Source organism: Streptomyces sp. NPDC017940, assembly GCF_044328435.1.
Lineage (GTDB): Bacteria > Actinomycetota > Actinomycetes > Streptomycetales > Streptomycetaceae > Streptomyces.
The window spans coordinates 796,370-818,903 of record NZ_JBIRHJ010000002.1 but is presented as its reverse complement, the minus strand read 5'-3'; the positions used below and the strand labels follow the sequence as shown (position 1 = coordinate 818,903).

Genomic DNA, 22,534 nt, shown 5'->3' with positions numbered 1-22,534 from the left:
TGGGTGCGGGACCCTGCTCCCGCGTACATCGACACGCCAGTGTACCGATACGCCAGTGTACCGATACTAGAGCGTACCGATACGGGGGCGTACCGGTACACTGACGTATCGATGGGTCCGCGACCTGTGGACCGGCGGACCACCGCACCGAGGAGACCAGTGATGACGCCGCGGGAACGGGTTCACGAAGAGCTCTGCGAGCAGGTGGCGGCGTCACGGCGCTCCAAGCTCACGCCCGAGCGCGAGCAGGAGTTCTACGACGCCGTCCTGGACCAGCTGCGCGCCTGCGGCTACGAGGCCGTGACGATGGAGGGCGTGGCCGCGCGCACTCGGTGCAGCAAGTCCACGCTCTACCGCCAGTGGAAGACGAAGCCCCAGTTCGTGGCCGCGGCACTGCGCGCCAACCGGTGTGTGCGCTTCGCGGGCATCGACACGGGTTCACTCGCGGGCGACCTGCGGCAGGCGGCGCGCGCGGCATCCAGCTGGGCGGTGCGCGACACCATGATCGAGCAGGCGCTCAGTCACGCCGTCCTCCAGGACGAGGACCTCCAGTACGCGCTGCGCGAGGCGCTGGTGGAGCCCGAGGTGGAGGCCATCGAGGGGTTCGTGCGGCGCGCGGTCGAGCGCGGGGAGATCACCGAGGGGCACCCGGCGGCGGAGTTCCTCACGGTCCAGCTGTTCGGTGTGCTGCGGGCGCGGCCCCTCGTGGAGGGCAAGGACGCCGACGCGGCGTATCTGACGCGCTTCGTGGAGGCCGTGCTGCTTCCGGTGCTCGGGCTCGTCGAGGGGCCACCGGCCCCGGCGCGGCCGGTGGCCGACTGAACGTGGGCCCGGCTCCGGTGGATGACCGGGCCGGGCCCGCCGGGCGCCGCACCGTGGGGACGGGGGCGGCGCGCATCCCGGGTCCGGGCGGGCTGAACACACTCAGCCCGCCCGGCGCCCGCCGTCGTGGCACGGCGGGCACTTCTGAGGTGGGGGGGCAGGCGTCAGACCTGCTGGCCGTCGCCCGTGCCGCCGCCGCCCCTGGCGGCCTTGATGCCCTTGGTGATCTGGTCCATGGACGACACCGACGGCGCCTCGTCGTGGTCGTCGATGCCGAAGCGTACGAGTACGAGGGTCATGTCGTCGGCGGGCGACTTGAAGGCGAGGGACTGCACATAGCCGTCGGGGCCCTTGCGGTTCACGGCCTTCCAGCGGACCAGATAGCCCTTCTGCCCGGCGACGGTCACCTGCTTCGACGCAAGGACCTTGTGCGAGACCAGCTTGCCGCCGTAGATCTTGCCGCCGTACGACTCCTCGGCGTTCTTCTCGATGTCCGCCTTGGCCGCGGCCTCGGGGTCGGTCTCCCCGACCTTCAGGCTGCGGGCCGGGGCGGAGAAGGCGCCGCCGCGCACACAGGTCTTCGTGTCGTCGCCGGGGCACGGGTACTTGCCGGTCGTGACGCTCGAGCCGAGGCCGCTCGACCTGCCTTCCCAGCCGTCCGGGACCGGCATGCTGATGCCGCTCGCGGTGTCGGTGGCGAAGCCCTCCTCGGTCTGCGGCCCCTCGGACGGCCCGGACGGGCCCGTCGGGTCGGGCTTGCCGGGTTCCCTGTCGCCCTTGCCGGGCTTCGAGGGCCCGGCGGAGACCGAGGGCTTGGCGCTGTCGTCGTCATCGCCGTCGTCGCCCGCGGTCAGCGCGTACACGCCGCCCCCTATGCTCGCGAGGACCGCGAGCGCCACCACGACGACGACGGCCGTACGCGTCCGGCGCCGCGGAGCCTGCGGCGGCTGCTGCGGGTAGGGGGCGACGGCACCGAAGCCACCGCCCGGCGCGCGGACGTGTTCCGTCCACGTGGTCCCGTCCCACCATCGCTCGGACGGCGGGGCACCAGGTATCTGCCCGGGGTCGGGATACCAGCCCGGGGGAGTCGCGTGCGTCATGGGCGCCAGCGTATGAGCACCGCGTGAAAGCCGGATGAGAGGGGGTGCGTGGTGGCCGGGCGGGTCGCCCGGCGCCGGTTCCTGTCCTGGCTGCCTGCCTGCCTGCCTGCCGGGCGGGGTGGTTGGGCGGTGGGGCCGTTCGGGCGGGGTGGTTGGGTGGTGCGGTTGTTGGGGCGGGATGGTTCGGCGGTGCGGTTGTTGGGGCGTACTCGTTTCGTGGGGTGGTTGTTCGGGTGGCGGGGTTGCCCGAGTGGCTGTCACGGCGGCGAGGTTGCGTGGGGTGGCTGTCCGGGCGGAGCCGTTGCGTGGGGTGGCTGTCCGGGCGGAGCCGTTGCGTGGCGCGGCTGTCCGGGCGGAGCCGTTGCGTGGCGCGGCTGTTGGGGCGGAGTCGCTTCGTGGGGGTGGCTGTTGGGCGGAGAGGCTTCGTCGGGTGGGTGCTCGGTTCAGTGGGTGTATCCGTTGACGACGAGGCGTGTCGGTGCCCGGACGGCCTCCGTGCCACCGGGCAGCCGCAGGCCCGCGCGGCCCGGCGTGATCGAGCCGAGGACGCTCGCGTGCCGGGCGCCGGTGCTCGCCGGGACCGTCCCCGGCAGGCCGTGCACCGTGAGGAAACCGAGCACCGCGAAGGCGTACGCCTCCTTCGCCGCCGACGCGAGGCCCAGCTCGTCGGAGCCGCGCACCGGCACATCGGGCCCCAACTCCTGCCGCACCATGGCCAGCAGCGTCGGATTGCGGATGCCGCCGCCCGAGGCGACGACCTCGGTGGCCCGCACCGAACGCACCGCGTCCGCGACCGTCACCGCCGTGAGCCGGGTGAGGGTCGCGACGACGTCCTGCGGGCTCATCGGGCCCTCCGTCGTCGACGGCGCGTACCCCGCGAGGGCCTCGCGCAGATAGGCCGCGTGGAAGAGCTCCTTGCCGGTGGTCTTCGGGGCGGGCAGCGCGTAGTACGGCTCGGCCAGGAGGCGGGCGAGGAGCCCGCCGTGCACGGTGCCGCGGGCGGCGATCGCGCCGTCCCTGTCGTAGGCGAGGCCCTGCGTACGGCCCTGCGGCGTCAGTTCGCGCACCGCGACGTCGATCAGCGCGTTGGCGGGGCCGGTGTCGAAGGCGGTGCCGTCGGGGGCGGTGATGTTCGCGATGCCGCCGAGGTTCAGGGCGACCGGGGTGCCGGGGCGGCCGCGCAGCCACAGCTGGTCGAACAGGCTGACCAGCGGCGCGCCCTGCCCGCCCGCCGCCACGTCACGGGGCCGGAAGTCGGCGACCACGGGCAGGCCCGTCGCCTCCGCGATCCACGCGGGCTGGCCGATCTGGAGGGTGCCGTGCACCTGCCCGTCCGCCACCCAGTGGAACACCGTCTGCCCGTGCGAGGCGATCAACTCGGCTCGCCCGTCGCACAGTTCCCTGTCGGCCTCCGCTGCCGCCGCGGCGAACGCACGGCCGATGCGGGTGTCCAGGGCGCAGACGTCGGCGAGGGTGGTGGGTGACGGCGGCAGGGCCGCGGTGAGGGCGGCCCGCAGGCCGTCGTCGTACGCGCGGCTGATGACGCCGAGCGGCGTGAGACGGAGGCAGTCGCCTTCGAGGGCGAGGTCGACGGCGCCTGCGTCGATGGCGTCGTGGGAGGTGCCGGACATCAGACCGATCACGCGCACGAAGGTCTCCTTGCCTCGCCGGGTGCCGCGGCCCCGGAGGCTCCGCCGGGTGCCGCCCCCGGATGTCTCGCCGGGTGCCGTCCCCATGATCCTTGAGACCGCGGGCCCCGTCACCCCCCGAAAGGACCCACCCCGACCCGCCCTCACCCCGACCCGCCCTCACTCCCTGGAGGCGCGCACCACCCGCCCCCGCCATTCCCCGGCTCCGCCCCAGGCCCCCCGCAGGGCCCGGGCCTTCAGGAGCCACAGGGACAGGTCGTACTCGGCCGTGTAGCCGAGGGCGCCGTGCAGTTGCAGCGCGGCCCGGGCCGCGTGGTGTGCCGCTTCCCCGGCGGCCACCTTGGCGGCGGCGAGGTCCACGTCGGCCTGCCGCCCGCCGCCCGCCAGGGACACCGCCGCCCCGAACACCAGCGGCCGTGCGAAGGCGAGGCCCAGGAGGACATCGGCGAGCCGGTGCTTGACGGCCTGGAAGGAACCCACCGGCACCCCGAACTGCGTCCGCCCCCGCACATAGGCCACCGTGCGGTCCAGGAGTGCGTACCCGACTCCCAGGCACTGCGCGGCCGTCGCGAGGGCCGCCCAGTCGAGGGCCCGCCGGGCCGCGGCGTCCGCGTGCGCCCCGGACGCGAGGCGCTCCCCGCCCGGCAGGAGCGCGGCCGACCTGCGGGCCGGGTCGAGGGAGGCGCGCAGGTCCGTGTGCCCGGGGGCGAGCCGCACATCGCCGTCACCGGCGGCGAGCAGCACCGCGGCGGCGTCGGCGTCCAGGGCTCGGGTGCCGGTGCCGGTACCGGTACCGGCCAGCGTCAGCGTCGCCACCGCCGAGCCGTCGGCCAGCCCCGGCAGCAGCCGCTTCGCCGCGTCCGGCGCGCCGAGTTCGGCGAGGCGGGACAGGAGCGCCACCGACGCCACCGTCTCGACGAGCGGCCCGGGCACCGCGTGCCGCCCCAGCTCCACGAAGGCGACGGCCGTCTCGACGGGCAGCGGCCCCAGGCCCGCGTGCTCCTCCGGCGCCGCGAGCGCGAAGACACCGGCCGCGCCGAGTCCGCGCCACACGGCGAGTCCGGGGGCGTGCTCCCCCGCGGCCCAGGCGCGCGCGGCCGCCGAGGTGCCGGCCGCCGTCAGCATGCCGTCGAGCGAGCGCGCGAACGCCCGCTGCTCGTCGTCCAGGAGGAACCGCATCACCGGCGTCCCTTCGGCAGGCCGAGCAGCCGCTCGGCCACGAGGTCGCGCTGGATCTCGTTGGTGCCCGCGTAGATCGGTCCGGCGAGCGCGAACACATACCCCTCGGTCCAGTCGCCGCACTCCGTCCCCAGCAGGTCCAGGGCGGTCTCGTGCACGGCTATGTCGTGCTCCGACCAGAACACCTTGTTCAGGCTCGACTCCGCCCCGAGCGACTCACCGGCCGCGCCGCGCGCCTCCCCGGCCCAGGTGAAGAGCTGATAGGCGCGCGCCCCGATCACCGCGTCGGCGACCCGGTCGCGCAGCGCGGTGTCCGCCGGGTCGCCGTGCGCGCGCCACTCGCGCACGAGGCGCCGGGCCGTCGCGAGGAAGCGTCCCGGCGGACGCAGCGTCAGGCCGCGCTCGTCGCCCGTCGCCGACATCGCGATCCGCCAGCCGTGCCCGGGCTCGCCGATCACGTCGTCGTCGGGTACGAACACGTCGTCCAGGAACAGCTCGGCGAAGGCGGGCTTGCCGTCCAGGCGCCCGACCGGCCGCACCGTGACGCCGTCCGCGTCGAGCGGGAACATCAGATACGTCAGACCCCGGTGCGGCCGGTCCGCCGTCGGATCGCTGCGGAACAGGCCGAAGGCGCGGTCGGCGAACGCGGCCCGCGACGACCACGCCTTCTGCCCGTTCAGCACCCAGCCGCCGGACGCGCGGCGGGCCGTGGCGCGCAGCGAGGCCAGGTCCGAACCCGCCTCCGGCTCCGACCAGGCCTGCGCCCAGATCGTCTCGCCGCGCGCCATGGGAGGCAGCAGCCGTGCGCGCTGCTCGGGCGTGCCGAAGTCGAGGAGCGTCGGCGCGAGCAGGGCGATGCCGTTCTGCGAGACCCGGCCGGGGGCGCCCGCCGCCCAGTACTCCTCCTCGAACAGGAGCCACTCCACGATCCCCGCGCCCCGTCCGCCGTACTCCTCGGGCCAGGAAACCACCGACCAGCGGTCCGCCGCGAGTTCGCGCTCCCAGTCCCGGTGGGCGGCGAAACCCTCCTCGGTCTCCAGCGACGGCAGCGGCCGCCGGGGAACGTGCGCGGCGAGCCAGGCGCGCGCCCGCCGCCCGAACTCCTCCTGCGCCGCCGTGAGATCGAGGTCCATGCCGGTCCGCCTTCCGCCCGGGCACCTTCCCTAACAAGTGTTTGGTAGGTTACCGTGTGCGAGGGCGCTCGTCGAGAGTCGACTGACTGCGGCGGAGGTCCCGGACGAGTTCGGAGCGGGCTTCGCGTGAGGGGGTGGCAGGCATGGTCGAGGCGGACAGGACAGCTGCGTCGTACGTGACCGGGCACGGTCTGCTCGGCGGCCGTACCGCCGTCGTCACGGCGGCGGCGGGAGCGGGCATCGGCGGCGCGACCGCACGCCGTTTCCTGGAGGAGGGCGCCCGTGTCGTCATAGGCGATGTGCACGCCCGCCGCACGGAGGAGACGGTGGCGCGCCTCGCCGGGGAGTTCGGCGCCGGGCGCGTGCACGGCACCGCGTGCGACGTGACGGACGAGGCCCAGGTGGCCGCCCTCTTCGACCTGGCCGATGAGCACCACGGAGGCCTCGACATCGTCGTGAACAACGCGGGCCTCGGCGGCACCGCCCTGCTCGCGGACATGACCGACGAGCAGTGGGACACGGTCGTCGGCACGACACTGACCGGCACGTTCCGCTGCACCAGAGCCGCCCTGCGCCGCCTGCGCTCCGGCGGCCGCGGCGGCATCGTCGTGAACAACGCCTCGGTGCTCGGCTGGCGCGCGCAGGCGGGCCAGGCGCACTACGCGGCGGCGAAGGCCGGCGTCATGGCCCTCACCCGCTGCGCCGCCGTGGAAGCGGCACCCGACGGCGTCCGCGTCAACGCGATAGCACCCAGCCTCGCCCTGCACCCGCATTTGGCGAAGGTCACCTCCGGCGCACTCCTCGACGAGCTGACCGCACGCGAGGCGTTCGGCCGCGCCGCCGAGCCCTGGGAGGTGGCGAACGTGATCGTCTTCCTGGCCAGCGGCTACTCCTCGTACATGACGGGGGAGACGGTCTCGGTCAGCAGCAGGCATCCCTAGGATCCGGACGACGGGGAGAATGCCGGTGTGCCAAAACAGAAGCAGTCCAGCGACACCAGTACCGAGCAGACCGACGACACCAGTGCCGAGCGGTCCGGCGACACCAGCGCCGAGCAGACCGGCGACACGAAGACGAGCGGCGGCGGGCGGGCCGCCCGTGCCAAGAGGAAGCCCCCGGTGACACCCTCGCCCGAGCGGCGCGGCGAGCTGCTCGGCATCGCCGCGGACGTCTTCGCCGAACAGGGCTACAACGCCACGACCGTCCGCAAGATCGCGGACGCCGCGGGCATGTTGGCCGGCAGCCTCTACTACCACTTCGACTCCAAGGAGTCGATGCTCGAAGAGATCCTGCGCACGTTCCTGACGGAGCTGTGGGACGGGTACGACAGCGTCCTCTCCGCGCCACTGGGACCGCGCGAAACCCTGGAGGCCCTCGTCACCGAGTCCTTCCGGGAGATCGACCGGCACCGCTCCGCCGTCGCGATCTACCAGAAGGAGTCCAGGCACCTGGTCACCCAGACCCGGTTCGAGTACCTGGTCGAGTCCCAGCAGCGGTTCGAGAAGGCCTGGCTCTCGACCCTGGAACGCGGCGTCACCGAAGGCGCCTTCCGGGCCGACCTGGACGTCCGCCTCGCCTACCGCTTCGTGCGCGACACGGTCTGGGTCGCCGCGTCCTGGTACCGCCCCGGGGGCGGCCACAGCCCCGAGGAGATCGCCCGCCAGTACCTGTCGATGGTCCTGGACGGCATCGCCGTACGCACCTGAGCACGCGCCGTCGCCCGTACGGCGCCACGACCGCGAGGAGTACGCAGCCATGGCCGAGGCCTATATCGTCGAGGCGGTCCGCACGCCCGTCGGCAAGCGGGGCGGGGGCCTGGCCGCCGTACACCCCGCCGACCTCGGCGCCCACGTCCTCAAGGCGCTGGTGGAGCGCGGCGGAGTCGATCCGGCCGCCGTGGACGACGTCGTCTTCGGCTGCCTGGACGCGGTCGGACCGCAGGCCGGGGACATCGCGCGCACCAGCTGGCTGGCCGCGGGACTCCCCGAGGAGGTGCCGGGCGTCACCGTGGACCGGCAGTGCGGATCATCCCAGCAGGCCCTGCACTTCGCCGCCCAGGCCATCCTCTCCGGCACCCAGGACCTCGTCGTCGCGGGCGGCACCCAGAACATGTCGATGATCCCCATCGCCTTCGCGTCCCGGCGGGCGGCGGCGCCCCTCGGCCTGACCGAGGGCCCCTTCGCGGGCAGCGAGGGCTGGCGCGCCCGCTACGGCGACCAGCCCGTCGACCAGTTCCACGGCGCCGAACTGATAGCGAAGAAATGGGGCATAACGCGTACGGACATGGAGGAGTTCGCCCTCCGCTCCCACCGGCGTGCCCTCCGCGCCGTCGACGAGGGCCGCTTCGACCGTGAACTCGTCCCCCTCGCGGGCGTGACCACGGACGAGGGACCGCGCCGCGACACCACGGCGGCGAAGATGGCGGGCCTCGCCCCCGTCGTGGCCGGCGGCACCGTCACCGCCGCCTGCTCGTCGCAGGTGTCCGACGGCGCCGCGGCCCTGCTCCTGGCCGGTGAACGGGCCGTCCGCGCCCACGGGCTGACGCCACGCGCCCGCGTGCACCACCTCTCGGTGCGCGGCGACGACCCGATCAGGATGCTGTCCGCACCCATCCCCGCCACGGCCCACGCCCTGCGCAGGACCGGCCTGACGCTCGACGACATCGACCTCGTCGAGATCAACGAAGCCTTCGCACCGGTCGTCATCGCCTGGCTGAAGGAGACCGGCGCCGACCCGGGGCGCGTCAACGTCAATGGCGGAGCCATCGCCCTCGGCCACCCCCTCGGGGCCACCGGCGCCCGCCTGATGACGACCCTCCTGCACGAACTGGAGCGCACCGGCGGCCGGTTCGGACTCCAGACGATGTGCGAAGGGGGTGGCCAGGCCAACGTCACGGTGATCGAACGACTGTGACCTGCCGGACACACAGGCGAAGGCGCCGCGGCGGGATCCCCCGCCCCCGCGGGCGGAACCGCGCGCCCTTGGCATATGACATCCCGTCACTCCTTGTGTGAGCAGCTGCGCGGACCGTGCACCGCGGAGAGTCCGGCCGGGCTAGTCTCAAGTTCCGTACGTCGATTGAGCGACTCCGGGAGGTAGCGCGATGACGCAGGGACGGCCCGGAGGCGGCGCCTGGGCCCCGCTGTGGGAGCGCGAGAAGGAACTCGCCGCGATCGAGCGCGCGGTGTCCGACCTCTGCTCGGGCAGGACGAACCGGGGCGGTCTGCTGGTCTTCAGCGGCGAGGCCGGCATCGGCAAGACGGCACTGCTCGCCGAGGCCCGCCGCATCGCGCGGGACCGGGCCGCCGCGGTCTGGGTGGCACGCGGCGGCGAGACCGTGAAAGAGGTCCCGTTCAACGTCGTACGGCACCTGCTGCAACCCGCCCTGATCCCGCTCACGCCCGAGGAGACCCGCGAATACCTCGGCGACTGGCACGACATCGCGGGCCCCGCGCTCGGCATCACCGAGCCGGGCAGCGGCCGCCCCGACCCGCAGGCGGTGTGCGACGGCCTGGTCGACGTGGTCACCCGCCTCGCCGGGGTGCACTGGCCCCTCGTCCTGATCGTCGACGACGCGCACTGGGCCGACCAGGAGACCCTGCGGTGGCTCGCCGCGTTCGTCGAGCGCCTCGACGACCTGCCCGTCCTCGTGGTGGTCGGCCACCGTCCCGGCGAGGCCAACGGCGACAGCGCCGTCCACCTCGCGGCGATACGCTCCGCCGCCCGTCCCGCGACGGTGCTGCGCGCCTTCACCCCGGACGCCGCGGCGGGCCTGACCCGCGCCACTCTCGGCGACCACGCGGACGCCCCGTTCTGCCGTGAGGTCTGGGCGGTCACCGGCGGCAATCCGTACGAGTCCGTGGAACTGCTCGCCAAGGTCCAGGACAGCGGGATCGAACCGGTGGAGAGCTCCGCCGCCGAGCTGCGCGACCTCAACCGCTCGGCACGCGGCCGCGGCCTCGTCGACCGCATCCAGGAACTCGGCACGGACGTCACCCAGTTCGCCTGGGCCGCCGCCATCCTGGGCTCCGCGATTCCCGTGGAGCTCGCCGCGTCCCTCATCCCCATGCCGCTCGCCGACGCCGAACGGTGCGCGGAGCGGCTCGCCACCGCCCGCATCGTGACCAGTGGCGAGATGGGCCTGGAGTTCGTGCACCCACTGATCGCCTCCGAGGTGTACCGCTCCATGCCGCCCGCCACCCGCACCGCCTTCCACGGCCGGGCCGCCTGGGCCGTCACCCAGTCCGGGCGCGGTGCCGCCGCGGCCTCGCCCCACCTCCTCGAAGTCATCCCCGACGACGATCCCGAACTCGTCGGACAGCTGCGTCAGGCCGCCGCCGAACACCTCGCGGTCGGCGCGCCCGACGCGGCCCGCCGCTGTCTCGAACGTGCCCTGCGCGAACCGCCCCGGCCCGGCGTGCACGCCCGCGTGCTCTACGAACTGGGCTGCGCCACGCTGCTCACCTCACCCGTCACCACCATCGGGCACCTGCGCGAAGCGCTGTCGATGACCGGGCTCAGCCAGGAGCTGCGCGTCGACGCGGTGTGCCGCCTCTCGCAGGCGCTCGTGCACAACGACGAGCTGGGCGAGGGCCTGCGCGTCATCGACGAGGAGGCCGCGAGGCTCCCCGACGGCACCGACCGGCTGCGGCTGCGGGCCGTCCACTTCATGTGGGAGGGCATCCACGCGGGCGAGGAGGACGCACCGGGCCGCTCCCGGCGCCTCGCCGCGCTTGCGGGACCGCTGACCGGCCGCGACAACGCCGAGCGCGCGCTGCTCATCCTGCGCGCCTTCGACGCGATGACCCGCGGGGAGAACGCCGAAGAGGTCGTCGAGCTGTGCGACCGCGCCCTCGTCAACGGCCGGCTCGCGCCCGGCCTCGGCTGGACCGACACCGAGTGGGGCTTCGAGCTGCGCCTGATGCTCGGCAGCTCCTACGCCTTCGCGGACCGGCTCGACCGGGCGGAGAGCCTGTTCACCGAAGCGGTGAGGGCGTACGAGACGGCGGGCTGGAGCGGCGGCCACCTCGCGCTCGCGCACGCCTTCCTCGGCTATGTGTACCGCAGGCGCGGGCGGCTCAGGGACGCCGAGAAGTCGCTGCGCGAGAGTCTGCGGCTCGCCGACCGCGTGGTGCAGGGCGGACTCCCGATGCACTGGGAGGCCGCCAGCATGCTCATCGACACGCTGCTCGCCCGCGGCCACGCCGAGCAGGCCAAGGCCGTCGCCGACCAGTACGGCTTCGCCCCGCCGTCCGCGTCCACGATCTACGTGCCCGATGCGATGTCCGTACGCGGCAGACTGCTGCTCGCGCTCGGCCACACGGAGGAGGGCCTCAACGAACTGGAGGCCACGGCCAAGGCCTTGACGGCCCGCGGCCAGTACAACACGGTGCTCGCGCCGTGGGCCTTCGACCTCGCCCGCGCGCTCGCCCACGAGGACCCGCGGCGCGCCGCCGACCTCGTCAGTGACGCCCGCGCGCAGGCCGAGCGGTTCGGCACGGACACGGCGATCGGGGAGGCGGTGCGCTGTGCGGCGGGGCTCGCGTCCGGTACGCGCGCCGTGGCCCTCTACGCCCAGGCCGTCACGTATCTGGAGGCCTCGCCGTGTGCGTACGAGCACGCTGTCGCGCGGGTCGAGTACGGGATCGCCGCGGGGGACGTGGACGCGGTGCAGCGGGGGCTTGCGCTGGCGCGGGCTTGCGGGGCGGATGGGCTGGCCGCCCGGGCTGAGCGGGGGTTGGCCGGCGCCTAGGGGCGCGTCCCTGCCCTGCCGCGCCCTGCCCTGCTCGCCGTCGATCGGCCTGCGGCCTCGTCCTCAAGCGCCGGACGGGCTGAAGTATGCCCGCCTGGTGACACAGTCGCGTCGGCCGCGCCCCCCGCGTGCTCAGGTACCGAACGGACCCCTATGCAGCGACTCATGCGTTCGCCTCGCCTCCCGTACCGTCCTTGCGATCAGTTCCGCGCACGTCGGCAAGTCGGCTATGCGGGCCGCTACCTGGCCCGATGCCATCAGGCCCCGGTCCGGGTCGCCGTCCACAAGGGCGGACTTCAGCATCATGGGGGTGTTGGCGGCCAGGAGGAGTTGGCTCCAGGTGAGGTGCTTCTCGTGGCGCAGGGACAGGCCGTCGGCCAGCAGGGCGGGCCAGCTCGTGCCGGAGGCGTGGCGGAACGTGGAGGCGTGGCGGGCGGCGCGGAGCAGGGAGCGGAGGGGGCCCGAACGCTCCAGCGCGGTCACGAGGTCCGTGCGCAGCATGCGGTGGGGGAGGCCGTCCACACGCGTGGTGACGGTGATGTCCTTGACCGTCGCCGCCAGATAGCGGGCCTTCACCGCGTCCGGCACCGTGGACTCCGCCGTGAGGAGGAACCGGGTGCCCATCGCCACGCCCGCCGCGCCGTACGCGAGGGCGGCGACCAGACCCCGGCCGTCACAGAAGCCGCCCGCCGCCACCACGGGGATGTCCACGGCGTCCACGACCTGCGGCAGGAGCACTGTGGTGGCGACGTCGCCGGTGTGGCCGCCGCCCTCGCCCCCCTGCACCACCACGGCGTCCGCACCCCACGCCGCCACCTTCTCCGCGTGCCGCCGCGCCCCCACGGACGGGATCACCAGGACACCGGCGTCCTTCAGCTCCGCCATGAGGTCCTTCGTCGGTGCCAGGGCGAAGGACGCCACCCGCACCCCCTCGTCGATCATGATCCGCACCCGTTCGCGGGCGTCCCCCGCGTCGGCCCGCAGATTCACGCCGAACGGCGCCTTCGTACGGGACCTGACCTCCCGCACCGCCGCACGCAGCCCCTCGGGCGTCATCGTGGCGGACGCCAGGATGCCGAGCGCCCCGGCGTTCGCCACCGCCGACACCAGGCGCGGGCCCGCCACCCACCCCATGCCGGTCTGCACGAGGGGGTGCCGCACCCCGACGAGCCGGGTCAGCGCCGTCTGCGGTCCCGGCGGCGCGGTCACGGCGCGGGCACCTCGCGCTCACGCAGCCCCGCGGGGTCCAGGACGGCACGGATCAGCTGGAGTTCCTCAGCGGTCGGCGCACGGGTGGTGCCGCCCGGGGGCGGGTCCTCCGGGGAGCCCAGGCGGAAGCCGGTCGCCGCGCGGACCTCGTCCGCCGTCACCCCCGGGTGGAGGCTCACCACACGCATCGCGCGGTCCCGCGTGGCGAAGTCGAAGACGCCGAGGTCGGACACCACCCGGCGCAGCTCGTGGAAGCGCGTCGCGGACGGGCCCGCCGCGGCGGCACTGTCGTACCCGACCCCGCAGATCATGTCGACCCGCTCGACGAACACACGGGGCGAATGCCGCGGGATCCAGTAGCTCACCGGGTTGTTGAGGGTGTTGGCGGGCGCGCCGCGGGCCCCGAGGAGCTGGCGCGTGGGCCGCCGCCAGTCGCCGACACAGCTGATGTTCTGGTTGCCGAAGCGGTCGATCTGGCTCGCGCCCATCATCACGTGGCGGCGGCCTCCCATCACCATCGTCAGATGGCGGCGGTACGGCAGCCAGCCCTCCGTCACCTCCGACCGCGCCCCGACCGCCGGGACATCACCGATCAGCAGGGCCTCGCCGTCGGTCAGGAGCAGGTCGGGGGCGAACGTGAGCTTCGCCAGGCGCGCCGCGATCGTCGGCACCGTGCCCATGGCGGCGGCGAGCACCTCGCCGTCGCCCCGCCAGGCCTCGGCGCACGCGACCACGCAGTACTCGGCCCGCGTCACCGGTGCCGGTGCCGGTGCCGGAGTCGGGGGCTGGGGCTGGGGCTGGGGCGTCTGCGGTGTCATCGTCGCTCCTTGTGCCAGGACCGCACAGCCGACCGGTAGTCCTCCTCGCCCGCCCCCGACAGGAAGCGGGACGTGAAGGACCGCCAGGTCTCCGGGGCACGGGCCGCCGCGGCGTACTCCTTCTGGAAGGCCTCGTCGCGGCCGTAGTCGGGTGCGCACGAGGTGAAGTGGGCGCCCCCGGGGGTCTCGGCGACGCCCGTCACCGCGTGCCGGGAGACGAGCAGCGTCTGCGGTGCCGCGTGCCGTGTCAGCTCGGCGGTGGCCGTGATCCGCTCGCACGTCACGTACGCCGTGTCCGCCGCCTCGCAGAACAGGTCGTCGAAGTACGGATCGGGGCCCAGGTACTGGCCGTTGCCGCGGGCGTCCGCGCGGTTCAGGTGCACGAGGGCCGCGTCCATGCGGAGCGCCGGGACCGCCACCAGCTCCTCGCCGTCCGCGTACGGCGACGTCACCGTGCGCAGCGACGGGTCGACGCGCAGCACGTCCGAGCCGAGGCCCGCCCTGACCGGCAGGAACGGCAGCCGCTGGGCGCCCGCCGTCAGGCCCTGGAGGAACATCGCCTCGTCCAGCTCCACCAGTTCGACGGCGCCGTGCTCGCGGGCCGCGCGGAAGTGCGGCTCCAGCGGGATGGAGTCGAGGGTCACGAACGGCGTGACCAGCTTGCGGATACGGCCCGCAGCGGCGAGCAGCCCCACGTCCGGGCCGCCGCAGGACAGGACCGTCAGGTCCGTGACGTCCGAGCGCAGCAGCGCCCGCACCAGCGCCATCGGCTTGCGGCGCGAGCCCCAGCCGCCGATGCCGAGCGTCATGCCGCTCTCCAGGCGCCCCACGATCGCGTCGGGCGTCATGACCTTTCCGCCGCGCCCGCCGCTCATGAGGTTCCCCCGCCGCTCATGAGGTTCCTCCTGTCTCCGCACGGCCGAAGTCCGCGCGGCCGAAGTCCGCGCGGACGCGGTCGGCGAGGCCGGTGAGGTTGGCCTCGAAGGTGAAGCCCTGTTCGAAGCGGTAGCTGCGGTGCACGTCGACCGGGTCGATGCCGTTGATCGCGGCCTTGGCCAGGCGCAGCAGCGTGCCGTCCTTACGGGCGATCTCGTGGGCGAGGTCCAGGGCCGCCGCGCGCAGCTCCGCGCGGGGCACCACCCGCCACACCGAGCCGTGCGCGTGCAGTTCGGCGGCGGTCGCCGTGCGCGAGGTGTAGTACAGCGCCCGCATCAGGTGCTGGGGCACCAGGCGCGCCAGATGCGTGGCGGCGCCGAGCGCGCCGCGGTCCAGCTCCGGCAGGCCGAAGGTGGCGTCGTCGGCGGCCACGACGGCGTCCGCGTTGCCGACGAGCCCGATGCCGCCGCCCAGACAGAAGCCCTGCACCGCCGCGACGACCGGGACCTCGCAGTCGTACACCGCGGAGAAGGCCGCCGCGCAGCCGCGGTTGGCGCCGACCAGCGCCTCGTGGCCGGGGTCGCGCTGCATCTCCTTGATGTCCACGCCCGCGTTGAAGCCGCGGCCCGCAGCGGCGAGCACCACGCAGCGCACGCCGCGGTCGCGGCCCGCGGCGCGCACCGCGTCCGCCAGGGCGTACCAACCCCGCACCGGCAGGGCGTTGACCGGTGGGTGGTCGACGGTGACGACGGCCACGCCTTCCCGCGGAGCCGAGGTGGAGACAGACATCAGGAGATCCGCTACCTTTCGAACAACGCCCTCAACCAAACATTTGTTAGTTACCTGGAAGGTAGCAGCCATGACTGACAAGGGACAGATGGTCGTGGTCACCGGCGGCACCCGAGGCGTCGGCGCGGGCATCGCACGGCGCTTCCTGGCCGCGGGCGCACGCGTCGTCGTCTGTGCCCGCAGACCCCCCGGGGCGCCCGTCGAAGCGGGGGGCGCCGCTGCCGAGTTCCGCGCCCTCGACGTGCGGGACGCCGCCGCGGCGGCCGGCTTCTTCGCGGCGGTCGCGGCCGACCACGGGCGGATCGACGTCCTGGTCAACAACGCGGGAGGAACACCGTTCGGCCTGCTCGCCGAGACCCCCGCCGCCCGCCAGAGGAAGATCGTCGAGCTGAACCTGCTGTCTCCGCTCTACGCCTCCCTGGGTGCTTACGAGGTGATGCGCCATCAGCAGGAGGGCGGCGCCATCGTCATGATCGGCAGCGTCAGCGGCACCCGCCCCTCACCCGGCTCGGGGGCCTACGGCGCCGCCAAGGCGGGCCTGGAGAACCTGGCGCGCACCATGGCCGTGGAGTGGGCGCCGCACGTCCGCGTCAACACCGTCGTGCTCGGCCTCACCCGAACGGAGAGTTCCGCTCTGCACTACGGCGACGCGGAGGGTGTCGCCGCGGTGGGCCGCACGGTGCCGCTCGGCCGCCTCGCCGACCCGGCCGACGTCGGGGACGCCTGCGTCTTCCTCGCCTCCGACGCCGCACGGTACGTCAGCGGCGCCGCACTGCACCTGCACGGCGGCGGCGAGCGGCCCGCGTTCCTCGACGCGGCCTCCGTGAACCACTGACCTCCCGTCAGCCATGGACACCCGTACGGCCCAGCGACGAAGGGAAGTGTGCGCATGAGGACGAAGGGGAGTACGCGTAGGAAAATGCGGGGGAGTGCGCGTACGAAGACGAAGGGAGTGCGCGCATGAAGGCCCACGCCGCTGTCGGGTCCGGGATCTGCGCGGGCCGCGTCGTGGTCGTCACCGGCGCGGGCCGGGGCCTGGGGCGCGCCCACGCGCGCGCGTACGCCGCCGAGGGGGCGCGCGTCGTCGTCAACGACCTCGGAGTGCGTCTCGACGGCTCCGGCGCGTCCGGCGGGCCCGCGCAGGACGTCGTCGAGGAGATCCGGGCGGCGGGCGGGGACGCCGTCGCGCACCGCGGGGACATCGCCACCTCCGAAGGCGCCGCCTCCCTCGTGCGGACGGCCCTGGAGGCGTACGGCCGCCTGGACACCCTCGTCAACAACGCGGGCTTCCTGCGCGACCGCATGCTGGTCAACCTCGACGAGGAGGCCTGGGACGCCGTCGTACGCGTCCATCTGAAGGGACACTTCCTCCCCCTGAAGCACGCAGCCGTCCACTGGCGCGCCGAGGCCAAGCGGGGGCGGGCGCCGCACGCGTGCGTGGTCAACACCAGCTCGGGTGCGGGCCTCCTCGGCAGCGTGGGGCAGGGCAATTACAGCGCCGCCAAGGCCGGGATCCTCGGCCTCACCCTGGTGGCGTCCGCCGAACTGGCCGCCTACGGAGTACGCGTGAACGCCGTCGCGCCCGCCGCGCGGACCCGCATGACCGAGCAGGCCTTCGCCGACACCATGGCCCCTCCCCGGGACGGGGATTGCGGCACCTTCGACGCCATGGCCCCGGAGAACGTGTCCCCCCTGGTCGTCTGGCTCGGCTCGGAGTCCTCCGCCGGGGTCACCGGCCGCGTCTTCGAGACCGAGGGGGGCCGCATCACCGTCATGGAGGGCTGGCGTCCCGGTCCCACCCTCGACAAGGGCGGTCGTCGCAGCGCCGCAGAAGCGGGTGCGGCGGCCCTGGAGTTGCTCGCCGGGGCCGAGGCGCCCCAGCCGGTGTACGGGGCGCGGTGACCCGGCGCCGCGCGGGACGTGGCGGTCGAGACGGCCGTGGTGGTCCCGCAGGACGGCCGCCGCGCCCCGCCGCGCCCCACGACCGGAGGGCGGCGCACGCACGGCGGGTTCGGCGCGGTCGTCAGGCCTTCGTGAACACCACCCACACCGGGCCCTGGGCGAACGCCAGCGGCTTGCCGTCGGGTGTGGTGAAGGCGGTGCCGCCGTCGGCGGTCCTGCGCTCCCAGCGCGCCTCGTAGGACCGGCCGTCCCGCAGCACCTCGGCCGTGCCCGAGCCCACCGTGCGGGTGAGCGGGGAGGAGTTGCCGGAGCTGTCGTGGTAGCGGGAGTCCTTGACGTCGACGCGCTGCACCACCACGGTCGCGGCCGACAGCGCCTTGCCCTCCGGCGTGCGGGCCGTGTCGTCGTCCATCGCGATGTGCCAGCGCCCCTCGTACTCGACCCAGGTGAAGGTGAAGCGGGCCGACGGGAAGGTGACCGTGTGCCGGGTCAGCGGCGTACCGCCGGACGGGCGCGGCCCGAACGTGAAACCGGTGCTCTTCAGGCCGCTCGGTTCGGGGCGCACCCCGAGCGCTGCGGGCCGCAGATAGAGGTTGTGGGGGGCCGGTCTGTCGTCGCTGCGGTAGTACGCCTTCTCGGCCGCACCCTCCGCGGGCAGCGAGCGCAGCGGTGCCCGGTCGATCAGCGGGAGCAGCTTGTTCTGCGCCCCGGAGAACGCGAGCGCCGGGCGGTCGAACTGGCGCAGGAGCTCCAGGTCCGTCTCCCGCGCGCTGCGCACCGGCCCCACGGCCGGGGGCAGCCGGGTCGCGTACACCGCCATCAGACGGCTCAGACCGGCCTCCACCTGCTCGGCGTACACGACGTCCGCCGCGTCGAGGCCGGTCTGCGGGCGTGCGGGGCGCACATTGTCAATCTTCACGGCGAGCACGCGGCCCTCGGCCGCCGTGCGCACGGGCCGCTTCTCGTCGCGGCCCGCACCCGGCCGTTCCTCGAGCGTGCAGGCCGGGGCCAGGGCGGCGAGCAGCGCCACCGCCGTCGCCGCACGCCACTGTCGTCTTCGCGATGTCATGCCGGGGCTTTACCCCGTACCGGCCGCGCCGCAGCCATGACCGGGGAGATCTCACCCCAGATCGAGGGCATTGGGCAGACCGAGCCGGTACCGCAGGCGGTCGTGGCGCCTGAGGCCCTCGATCTCCGGGGCGCGGTACAGGGGCGTCACCTCGCACCGCTCCTGGTCGGAGCCCACCCGGTCGAGCAGGGCGTTGACCGCCTGGCGGGCCGCGGCGTTGGCGCCCTCCATCGTCGCCAGGTCGATGTCGACGGCCACGTAGTCACCCGCGAGGAACAGGTTCGGGACCTTCGTCGCCGCCGATGGCCGGTTGTGCAGGGTGCCCACCGGGTGGATGAGGAGTTCGTCCTCGTTGGTGGGGTGCGGGCCGCCGATGCCGTCGACACCGGGGTCGAGGAACCACGAGTGCAGCTTGGCGTCGCTCAGGACCGCCTTGCCGGTGTCGTTCAGGGACGCCTTCAGCTGTGCCCACACCTCGCGCGCCACCTCGTCGCGCGTGCACCGCTTGGCCGTCTTGCCGTACAGGATCCCCGGTACGTCCCACTCGGAGATGTCCACCGACAGACAGTCCACGGCGGTGCCGTCGCCGTAGTCCCTGGGGAAGTCGCGGCCCTTCCAGTGGGCCGCCTGGGCGATGCCCGTCAGCGACCAGGGCGAGTCGATGCAGTTGAAGTGGCCCTCGACGGTGCCGGGGCGCTCCGTCAGATAGAACTGGATGCCCGTCATCCAGTCCGTCCTGAGCCTGTCGCAGCGCGCCAGCTGCGGGTCGGCGGCCTTGAGTTCCCTGCTCCAGGTGCGCCGTGCGTGCTCGACCGGCATGGCCTGTACGTAGTGGTCGGCGACGACGTCCTCGCGGCCGCCCGCGGGGTTCCCGACGACCGTACGGGTGATCCTGCCGTCGCCGTACACCAGGTCGCGCACCGTCCAGCCGACGCGGAACTCCACGCCGAGGGACTTCAGGTGCGCCACCCACGGGTCGATCCACGCCTCGTTGGTCGGCGCGTTCAGGATCCGGTCGGGCGGGCCGTCGGCGCCGCGCCCCAGGGCGTTGAAGACGAACGCCTCGCCGAGCGTGCCGACGGTGCGGGTGCTGGCCTCCTCGGCCTTGGTCGCCACGATGTTGCGGGTGATGCCGATGGCGAGGACGCGCTGGTAGTCCTTCGACATCTGCTCGGCCCGCACGAACTCCCACCAGGGGGTCGACTCCCAGTCGTCGTCACGGCGCTCGTCGCAGCTGGTGAGGAAGACCAGGGCGCGGTTGACGAAGTAGGCGACCTCGTGGCCGGGGATGCTGGTGGCCGTGTCGAGCAGCGCGGTGAGCGCGCGGGCGATGTCGTCCTTGGTGAGGCGTGCCGGGTCCCCGGTGTGCTGGGGGATCGGCAGGCGGATGTCCTCGCGGCCGCCGGAGCGGGCGAAGCTCATCTCCGGCGGGCTCACGAGGTTGTCCCAGACGCCGTTCGCGTTCCCGGGGAAGGGGATGCGGCGCATCGAGTCGGGGAGGTTGTGGTAGATCCCCGGGATGAAGCGGAAGCCGTGCTCCGCGGGCAGCGGCCTGCGGGTGCCCTTCGCGCTGTTCGGTACGTCCATGCTGCGGGCCTTGCCGCCGAGGGCGCGGCGCTCGTACACGGTGACCGCGAAGCCGCGCTCCGCCAGCTCGTGGGCGGCGGTCAGCCCGGCGACGCCGCCGCCGAGCACGGCGACCGTCTGCTTCCTCCTGGGCGTCCGGGGCGCGGCACCCGCCGGCGCGGGGAGTGTTCCCAGGCCCAACGCGGCCGCGCCGCCCGCCGCCGCCGTCCGTCCCACGAAGGCTCTGCGGGTACTGCCTTGTGCGTGCCCCACGCGCTCTCCCCCTTACCGATGGTAACTCGGGTGTCGGGGGCGGAGCCTAGGGGGAGCGGCGGGAGGCCGGAAGCGGCGCGCCGCGCGTTGGCTCGATCTCGTCCACGGATGGGAGCTTGCGGGCGGAAGCCTGCGGGCAGGACTCTGCGGGCAAGAGCCTGTGGGCGGGACCGTGCGGACGGGACCCCGCGGGCAGCGCTACGCGGGGGACACGGGAGGCGACCCCAACACCGCGTCCAAGTCGTAGACCGCGGGTTCCTCCAGCTGGGCGTAGGTGCACGACCCGGGCGCCCGGTCCGGCCGCCACCGGCGGAACTGCGCCGTGTGCCGGAACCGCGCCCCGTTCTCCATGTGGTCGTACGCGACCTCGCACACCCGCTCGGGCCGCAGCGGCACCCAGGAGAGGTCCTTCTTGCCGGTCCAGCGGCTCACCGCCCCGGGCAGCCGGGCGTCCTCGTGGGCCGCCTCGTCCGTCCAGGCGGCCCAGGGGTGCTCGGCCGGGTCGGACATCCGCAGGGGCTCCAGCTCGGCCACCAGTTCGGCCCGCCGCTTCATGGAGAACGCCGCACAGACCCCGACGTGCTGGAGCGTGCCGGCGCCGTCGTACAGACCGAGCAGCAGCGACCCCACCACGGGACCGCTCTTGTGGAAGCGGAGGCCCGCGACCACGCAGTCGGCCGTACGCTCGTGCTTGATCTTGTACATCAGGCGCTCGTTCGGCCGGTAGCGCAGGTCGAGCGGCTTGGCGATCACTCCGTCGAGCCCGGCGCCCTCGTACTCCTCGAACCACCGCTCGGCCACGTCCCGGTCCAGTGTCGCGGGCGCGAGGTGCACGGGCGCGCGCACGCCCTTGAGGGCGCCGCTCAGGAGCCGGCGCCGGTCGCTGAGAGGGACGTCGAGGAGCGCCTCGTCGAAGAGGGCGAGCAGGTCGAAGGCGACGAACGACGCCGGTGTCCGCTCGGCGAGCGTCCGCACCCGGGACGCGGCCGGATGGATGCGCTCGGTGAGGGCGTCGAAGTCGAGCCGCCGGCCGCGCGCGATCACGATCTCGCCGTCCACCACGCACCGCTCGGGCAGCCGCTCCCGGAGCGCCTCCACCAGCTCGGGAAAGTACCTGGTCAGCGTCTTGCCGCTGCGGCTGCCCAGCTCGACCTCCGGGCCGTCCCTGAAGGCGATCGCACGGAACCCGTCCCACTTCGCCTCGTACTGCATGCCGGGCGGGATGCGCGCCACGGACTTGGCGAGCATGGGCTTCACGGGCGGCATCACCGGCAGATCCATGGTCCGATTCTCCGGCCGGTCGCCCATATGTGCCCGGTGTGCGGCATTTGTCGTACGCGGCTACGGTGGCCGCATGGGTGCGGGAGCGGCGGTGGAGCTGACGGCGGGCGAGCGCACGGTGCGGCTCTCCAGCCCCGACCGGGTGCTGTTCCCCGAGCGCGGCTTCACCAAGCGGGACGTCGCCGAGTACTTCATCGCCGTCGGCGGGGGCATCCTGCGGGCGCTGCGGGACCGGCCCACCACCCTGGAGCGGTATCCCGAGAGCATCGAGGGCGAGCACTTCTACCAGAAGCGCGCCCCGAAGAACCTGCCCGACTGGACCCCGACCGCCACCATCGCCTTCCCCAGCGGCCGCACCGCCGACGAGATGTGCCCCACCGAGGTCGCCGCCGTGGTGTGGGCCGCCCAGTACGGCACGCTCACCTTCCACCCCTGGCCGGTGCGGCGCGATGACCTCGACCACCCGGACGAACTGCGCCTGGACCTCGACCCGCAGCCCGGTACCGACTACGCCGACGCCGTCCGCGCCGCCCATGAACTCCGGGACCTGCTCGACGGGTTCGGCCTGCGCGGCTGGCCGAAGACGTCCGGCGGGCGGGGCATCCACGTCTTCGTGCCGATCACACCGCGCTGGACGTTCACCGAGGTGCGCCGGGCCGCGATCACCTGCGGCCGCGCCCTGGAGCGGCGGATGCCGGACGCGGTGACGACCGCCTGGTGGAAGGAGGAGCGCGGCGAGCGGATCTTCGTCGACTACAACCAGACCGCCCGCGACCGCACCATCGCCTCCGCCTACTCCGTCCGCGCCCGCCCGCACGCCCCCGTCTCCGCGCCCCTGAGCTGGGACGAACTCGACGACGCCGTGCCCCGCGACTTCGACGTCGCCACGATGCCCGAGCGGTTCGCCCGGCTCGGTGACGTGCATCGGGACATGGACGAGCACGCCTTCTCCCTGGACGCGGTCCTGGAGCAGGCGGACCGCGACGAACGCGATCACGGCCACGGCGACCTGCCCTATCCGCCGGAGTACCCGAAGATGCCCGGAGAGCCGAAGCGGGTCCAGCCGAGCCGTGCCAGGCACGACGACTGAACCCGCCCCCCGGTGGCTGCCGGTGC

At 73.8% G+C, this 22,534-nt stretch carries 19 protein-coding genes; 8 read left to right on the top strand and 11 right to left on the bottom strand.

Going from position 1 to position 22,534, the window contains the following annotated elements; translation table 11 throughout:
- Positions 1–162: 162 nt before the first annotated feature.
- A complete protein-coding gene (locus ACH4DX_RS09075; protein WP_398154593.1) occupies positions 163–822 on the top strand; it encodes a TetR/AcrR family transcriptional regulator C-terminal ligand-binding domain-containing protein in 660 nt (219 codons plus the stop codon).
- Between the two features lie 164 nt (positions 823–986).
- On the opposite strand, the gene ACH4DX_RS09070 is transcribed toward ACH4DX_RS09075, so the two are convergent.
- From ACH4DX_RS09070 to ACH4DX_RS09055, 4 genes are all read right to left on the bottom strand, one after another.
- Positions 987–1,922: a DUF2510 domain-containing protein gene (locus ACH4DX_RS09070; protein WP_398154592.1), complete on the bottom strand. Its 936-nt coding sequence runs from the start codon at positions 1,920–1,922 to the stop codon at positions 987–989.
- A 443-nt stretch (positions 1,923–2,365) separates the two neighbouring features.
- Entirely contained in the window at positions 2,366–3,571 is a 1,206-nt protein-coding gene (locus tag ACH4DX_RS09065) for an anhydro-N-acetylmuramic acid kinase (protein ID WP_398154591.1), read from the bottom strand.
- Positions 3,572–3,730: 159 nt separating this feature from the next.
- Positions 3,731–4,750: an acyl-CoA dehydrogenase family protein gene (locus ACH4DX_RS09060; RefSeq protein WP_398154590.1), complete on the bottom strand. Its 1,020-nt coding sequence runs from the start codon at positions 4,748–4,750 to the stop codon at positions 3,731–3,733.
- Positions 4,750–5,883 (bottom strand): acyl-CoA dehydrogenase family protein, encoded by a 1,134-nt coding sequence (locus ACH4DX_RS09055; protein WP_398154589.1) that lies wholly within the window; start codon positions 5,881–5,883, stop codon positions 4,750–4,752. The genes ACH4DX_RS09060 and ACH4DX_RS09055 overlap by 1 nt, the downstream gene beginning before the upstream one ends.
- A 143-nt stretch (positions 5,884–6,026) precedes the next feature.
- Here ACH4DX_RS09055 and ACH4DX_RS09050 point away from each other — a divergent pair, with 143 nt between their 5' ends.
- The 4 genes from ACH4DX_RS09050 (at position 6,027) to ACH4DX_RS09035 (ending at position 11,635) form a co-directional block, all read left to right on the top strand.
- Positions 6,027–6,824 (top strand): SDR family oxidoreductase, encoded by a 798-nt coding sequence (locus tag ACH4DX_RS09050; protein ID WP_398154588.1) that lies wholly within the window; start codon positions 6,027–6,029, stop codon positions 6,822–6,824.
- Positions 6,825–7,001: 177 nt separating this feature from the next.
- Positions 7,002–7,589: a TetR/AcrR family transcriptional regulator gene (locus tag ACH4DX_RS09045; RefSeq protein WP_398116053.1), complete on the top strand. Its 588-nt coding sequence runs from the start codon at positions 7,002–7,004 to the stop codon at positions 7,587–7,589.
- A gap of 49 nt (positions 7,590–7,638) precedes the next feature.
- Positions 7,639–8,796, top strand: coding sequence for an acetyl-CoA C-acetyltransferase (locus tag ACH4DX_RS09040; RefSeq protein WP_398154587.1), 1,158 nt, complete (start codon positions 7,639–7,641; stop codon positions 8,794–8,796).
- Positions 8,797–8,986: 190 nt separating this feature from the next.
- Complete coding sequence (locus tag ACH4DX_RS09035; protein ID WP_398154586.1) at positions 8,987–11,635, top strand: ATP-binding protein; 2,649 nt, start codon at positions 8,987–8,989, stop codon at positions 11,633–11,635.
- A gap of 132 nt (positions 11,636–11,767) precedes the next feature.
- On the opposite strand, the gene ACH4DX_RS09030 is transcribed toward ACH4DX_RS09035, so the two are convergent.
- The 4 genes from ACH4DX_RS09030 to ACH4DX_RS09015 are packed head-to-tail and all read right to left on the bottom strand — an operon-like array spanning position 11,768 to position 15,327.
- The gene (locus ACH4DX_RS09030) at positions 11,768–12,844 is read right to left on the bottom strand and encodes an NAD(P)H-dependent flavin oxidoreductase (RefSeq protein ID WP_398154585.1); all 1,077 of its coding nucleotides are present in this window, start codon (positions 12,842–12,844) and stop codon (positions 11,768–11,770) included.
- Entirely contained in the window at positions 12,841–13,662 is an 822-nt protein-coding gene (locus tag ACH4DX_RS09025) for a CoA-transferase subunit beta (protein ID WP_398154584.1), read from the bottom strand. Before ACH4DX_RS09025 ends, ACH4DX_RS09030 begins: the two co-directional genes overlap by 4 nt.
- On the bottom strand, positions 13,659–14,510 hold the full coding sequence (locus tag ACH4DX_RS09020) for a CoA transferase subunit A (RefSeq protein WP_398114789.1): 852 nt from the start codon (positions 14,508–14,510) through the stop codon (positions 13,659–13,661). Before ACH4DX_RS09020 ends, ACH4DX_RS09025 begins: the two co-directional genes overlap by 4 nt.
- 43 nt (positions 14,511–14,553) lie before the next feature.
- Positions 14,554–15,327, bottom strand: coding sequence for an enoyl-CoA hydratase family protein (locus tag ACH4DX_RS09015; RefSeq protein ID WP_398154583.1), 774 nt, complete (start codon positions 15,325–15,327; stop codon positions 14,554–14,556).
- Positions 15,328–15,397: 70 nt separating this feature from the next.
- Between ACH4DX_RS09015 and ACH4DX_RS09010 the strand changes: the two genes are divergently transcribed.
- Both ACH4DX_RS09010 and ACH4DX_RS09005 read left to right on the top strand, forming a co-directional pair.
- A complete protein-coding gene (locus ACH4DX_RS09010; RefSeq protein ID WP_398154582.1) occupies positions 15,398–16,162 on the top strand; it encodes an SDR family oxidoreductase in 765 nt (254 codons plus the stop codon).
- Between the two features lie 125 nt (positions 16,163–16,287).
- The gene (locus tag ACH4DX_RS09005; RefSeq protein ID WP_398154581.1) at positions 16,288–17,229 is read left to right on the top strand and encodes an SDR family oxidoreductase; all 942 of its coding nucleotides are present in this window, start codon (positions 16,288–16,290) and stop codon (positions 17,227–17,229) included.
- Between the two features lie 121 nt (positions 17,230–17,350).
- Here ACH4DX_RS09005 and ACH4DX_RS09000 read toward each other — a convergent pair whose 3' ends face one another.
- From ACH4DX_RS09000 to ACH4DX_RS08990, 3 genes are all read right to left on the bottom strand, one after another.
- On the bottom strand, positions 17,351–18,298 hold the full coding sequence (locus ACH4DX_RS09000; protein ID WP_398154580.1) for a DUF3048 domain-containing protein: 948 nt from the start codon (positions 18,296–18,298) through the stop codon (positions 17,351–17,353).
- A 51-nt stretch (positions 18,299–18,349) separates the two neighbouring features.
- Positions 18,350–20,137 carry an FAD-dependent oxidoreductase gene (locus ACH4DX_RS08995; RefSeq protein WP_398154579.1) on the bottom strand — a complete coding sequence of 596 codons (1,788 nt, stop codon included), beginning with the start codon at positions 20,135–20,137 and terminating at the stop codon, positions 18,350–18,352.
- Positions 20,138–20,335: 198 nt separating this feature from the next.
- Positions 20,336–21,418: an ATP-dependent DNA ligase gene (locus tag ACH4DX_RS08990; RefSeq protein ID WP_398114778.1), complete on the bottom strand. Its 1,083-nt coding sequence runs from the start codon at positions 21,416–21,418 to the stop codon at positions 20,336–20,338.
- A gap of 73 nt (positions 21,419–21,491) precedes the next feature.
- On the opposite strand from ACH4DX_RS08990, the gene ligD reads away from it, so the two are divergent.
- Complete coding sequence (gene ligD / locus ACH4DX_RS08985) at positions 21,492–22,508, top strand: non-homologous end-joining DNA ligase (protein ID WP_398154578.1); 1,017 nt, start codon at positions 21,492–21,494, stop codon at positions 22,506–22,508.
- Positions 22,509–22,534: the final 26 nt, after the last annotated feature.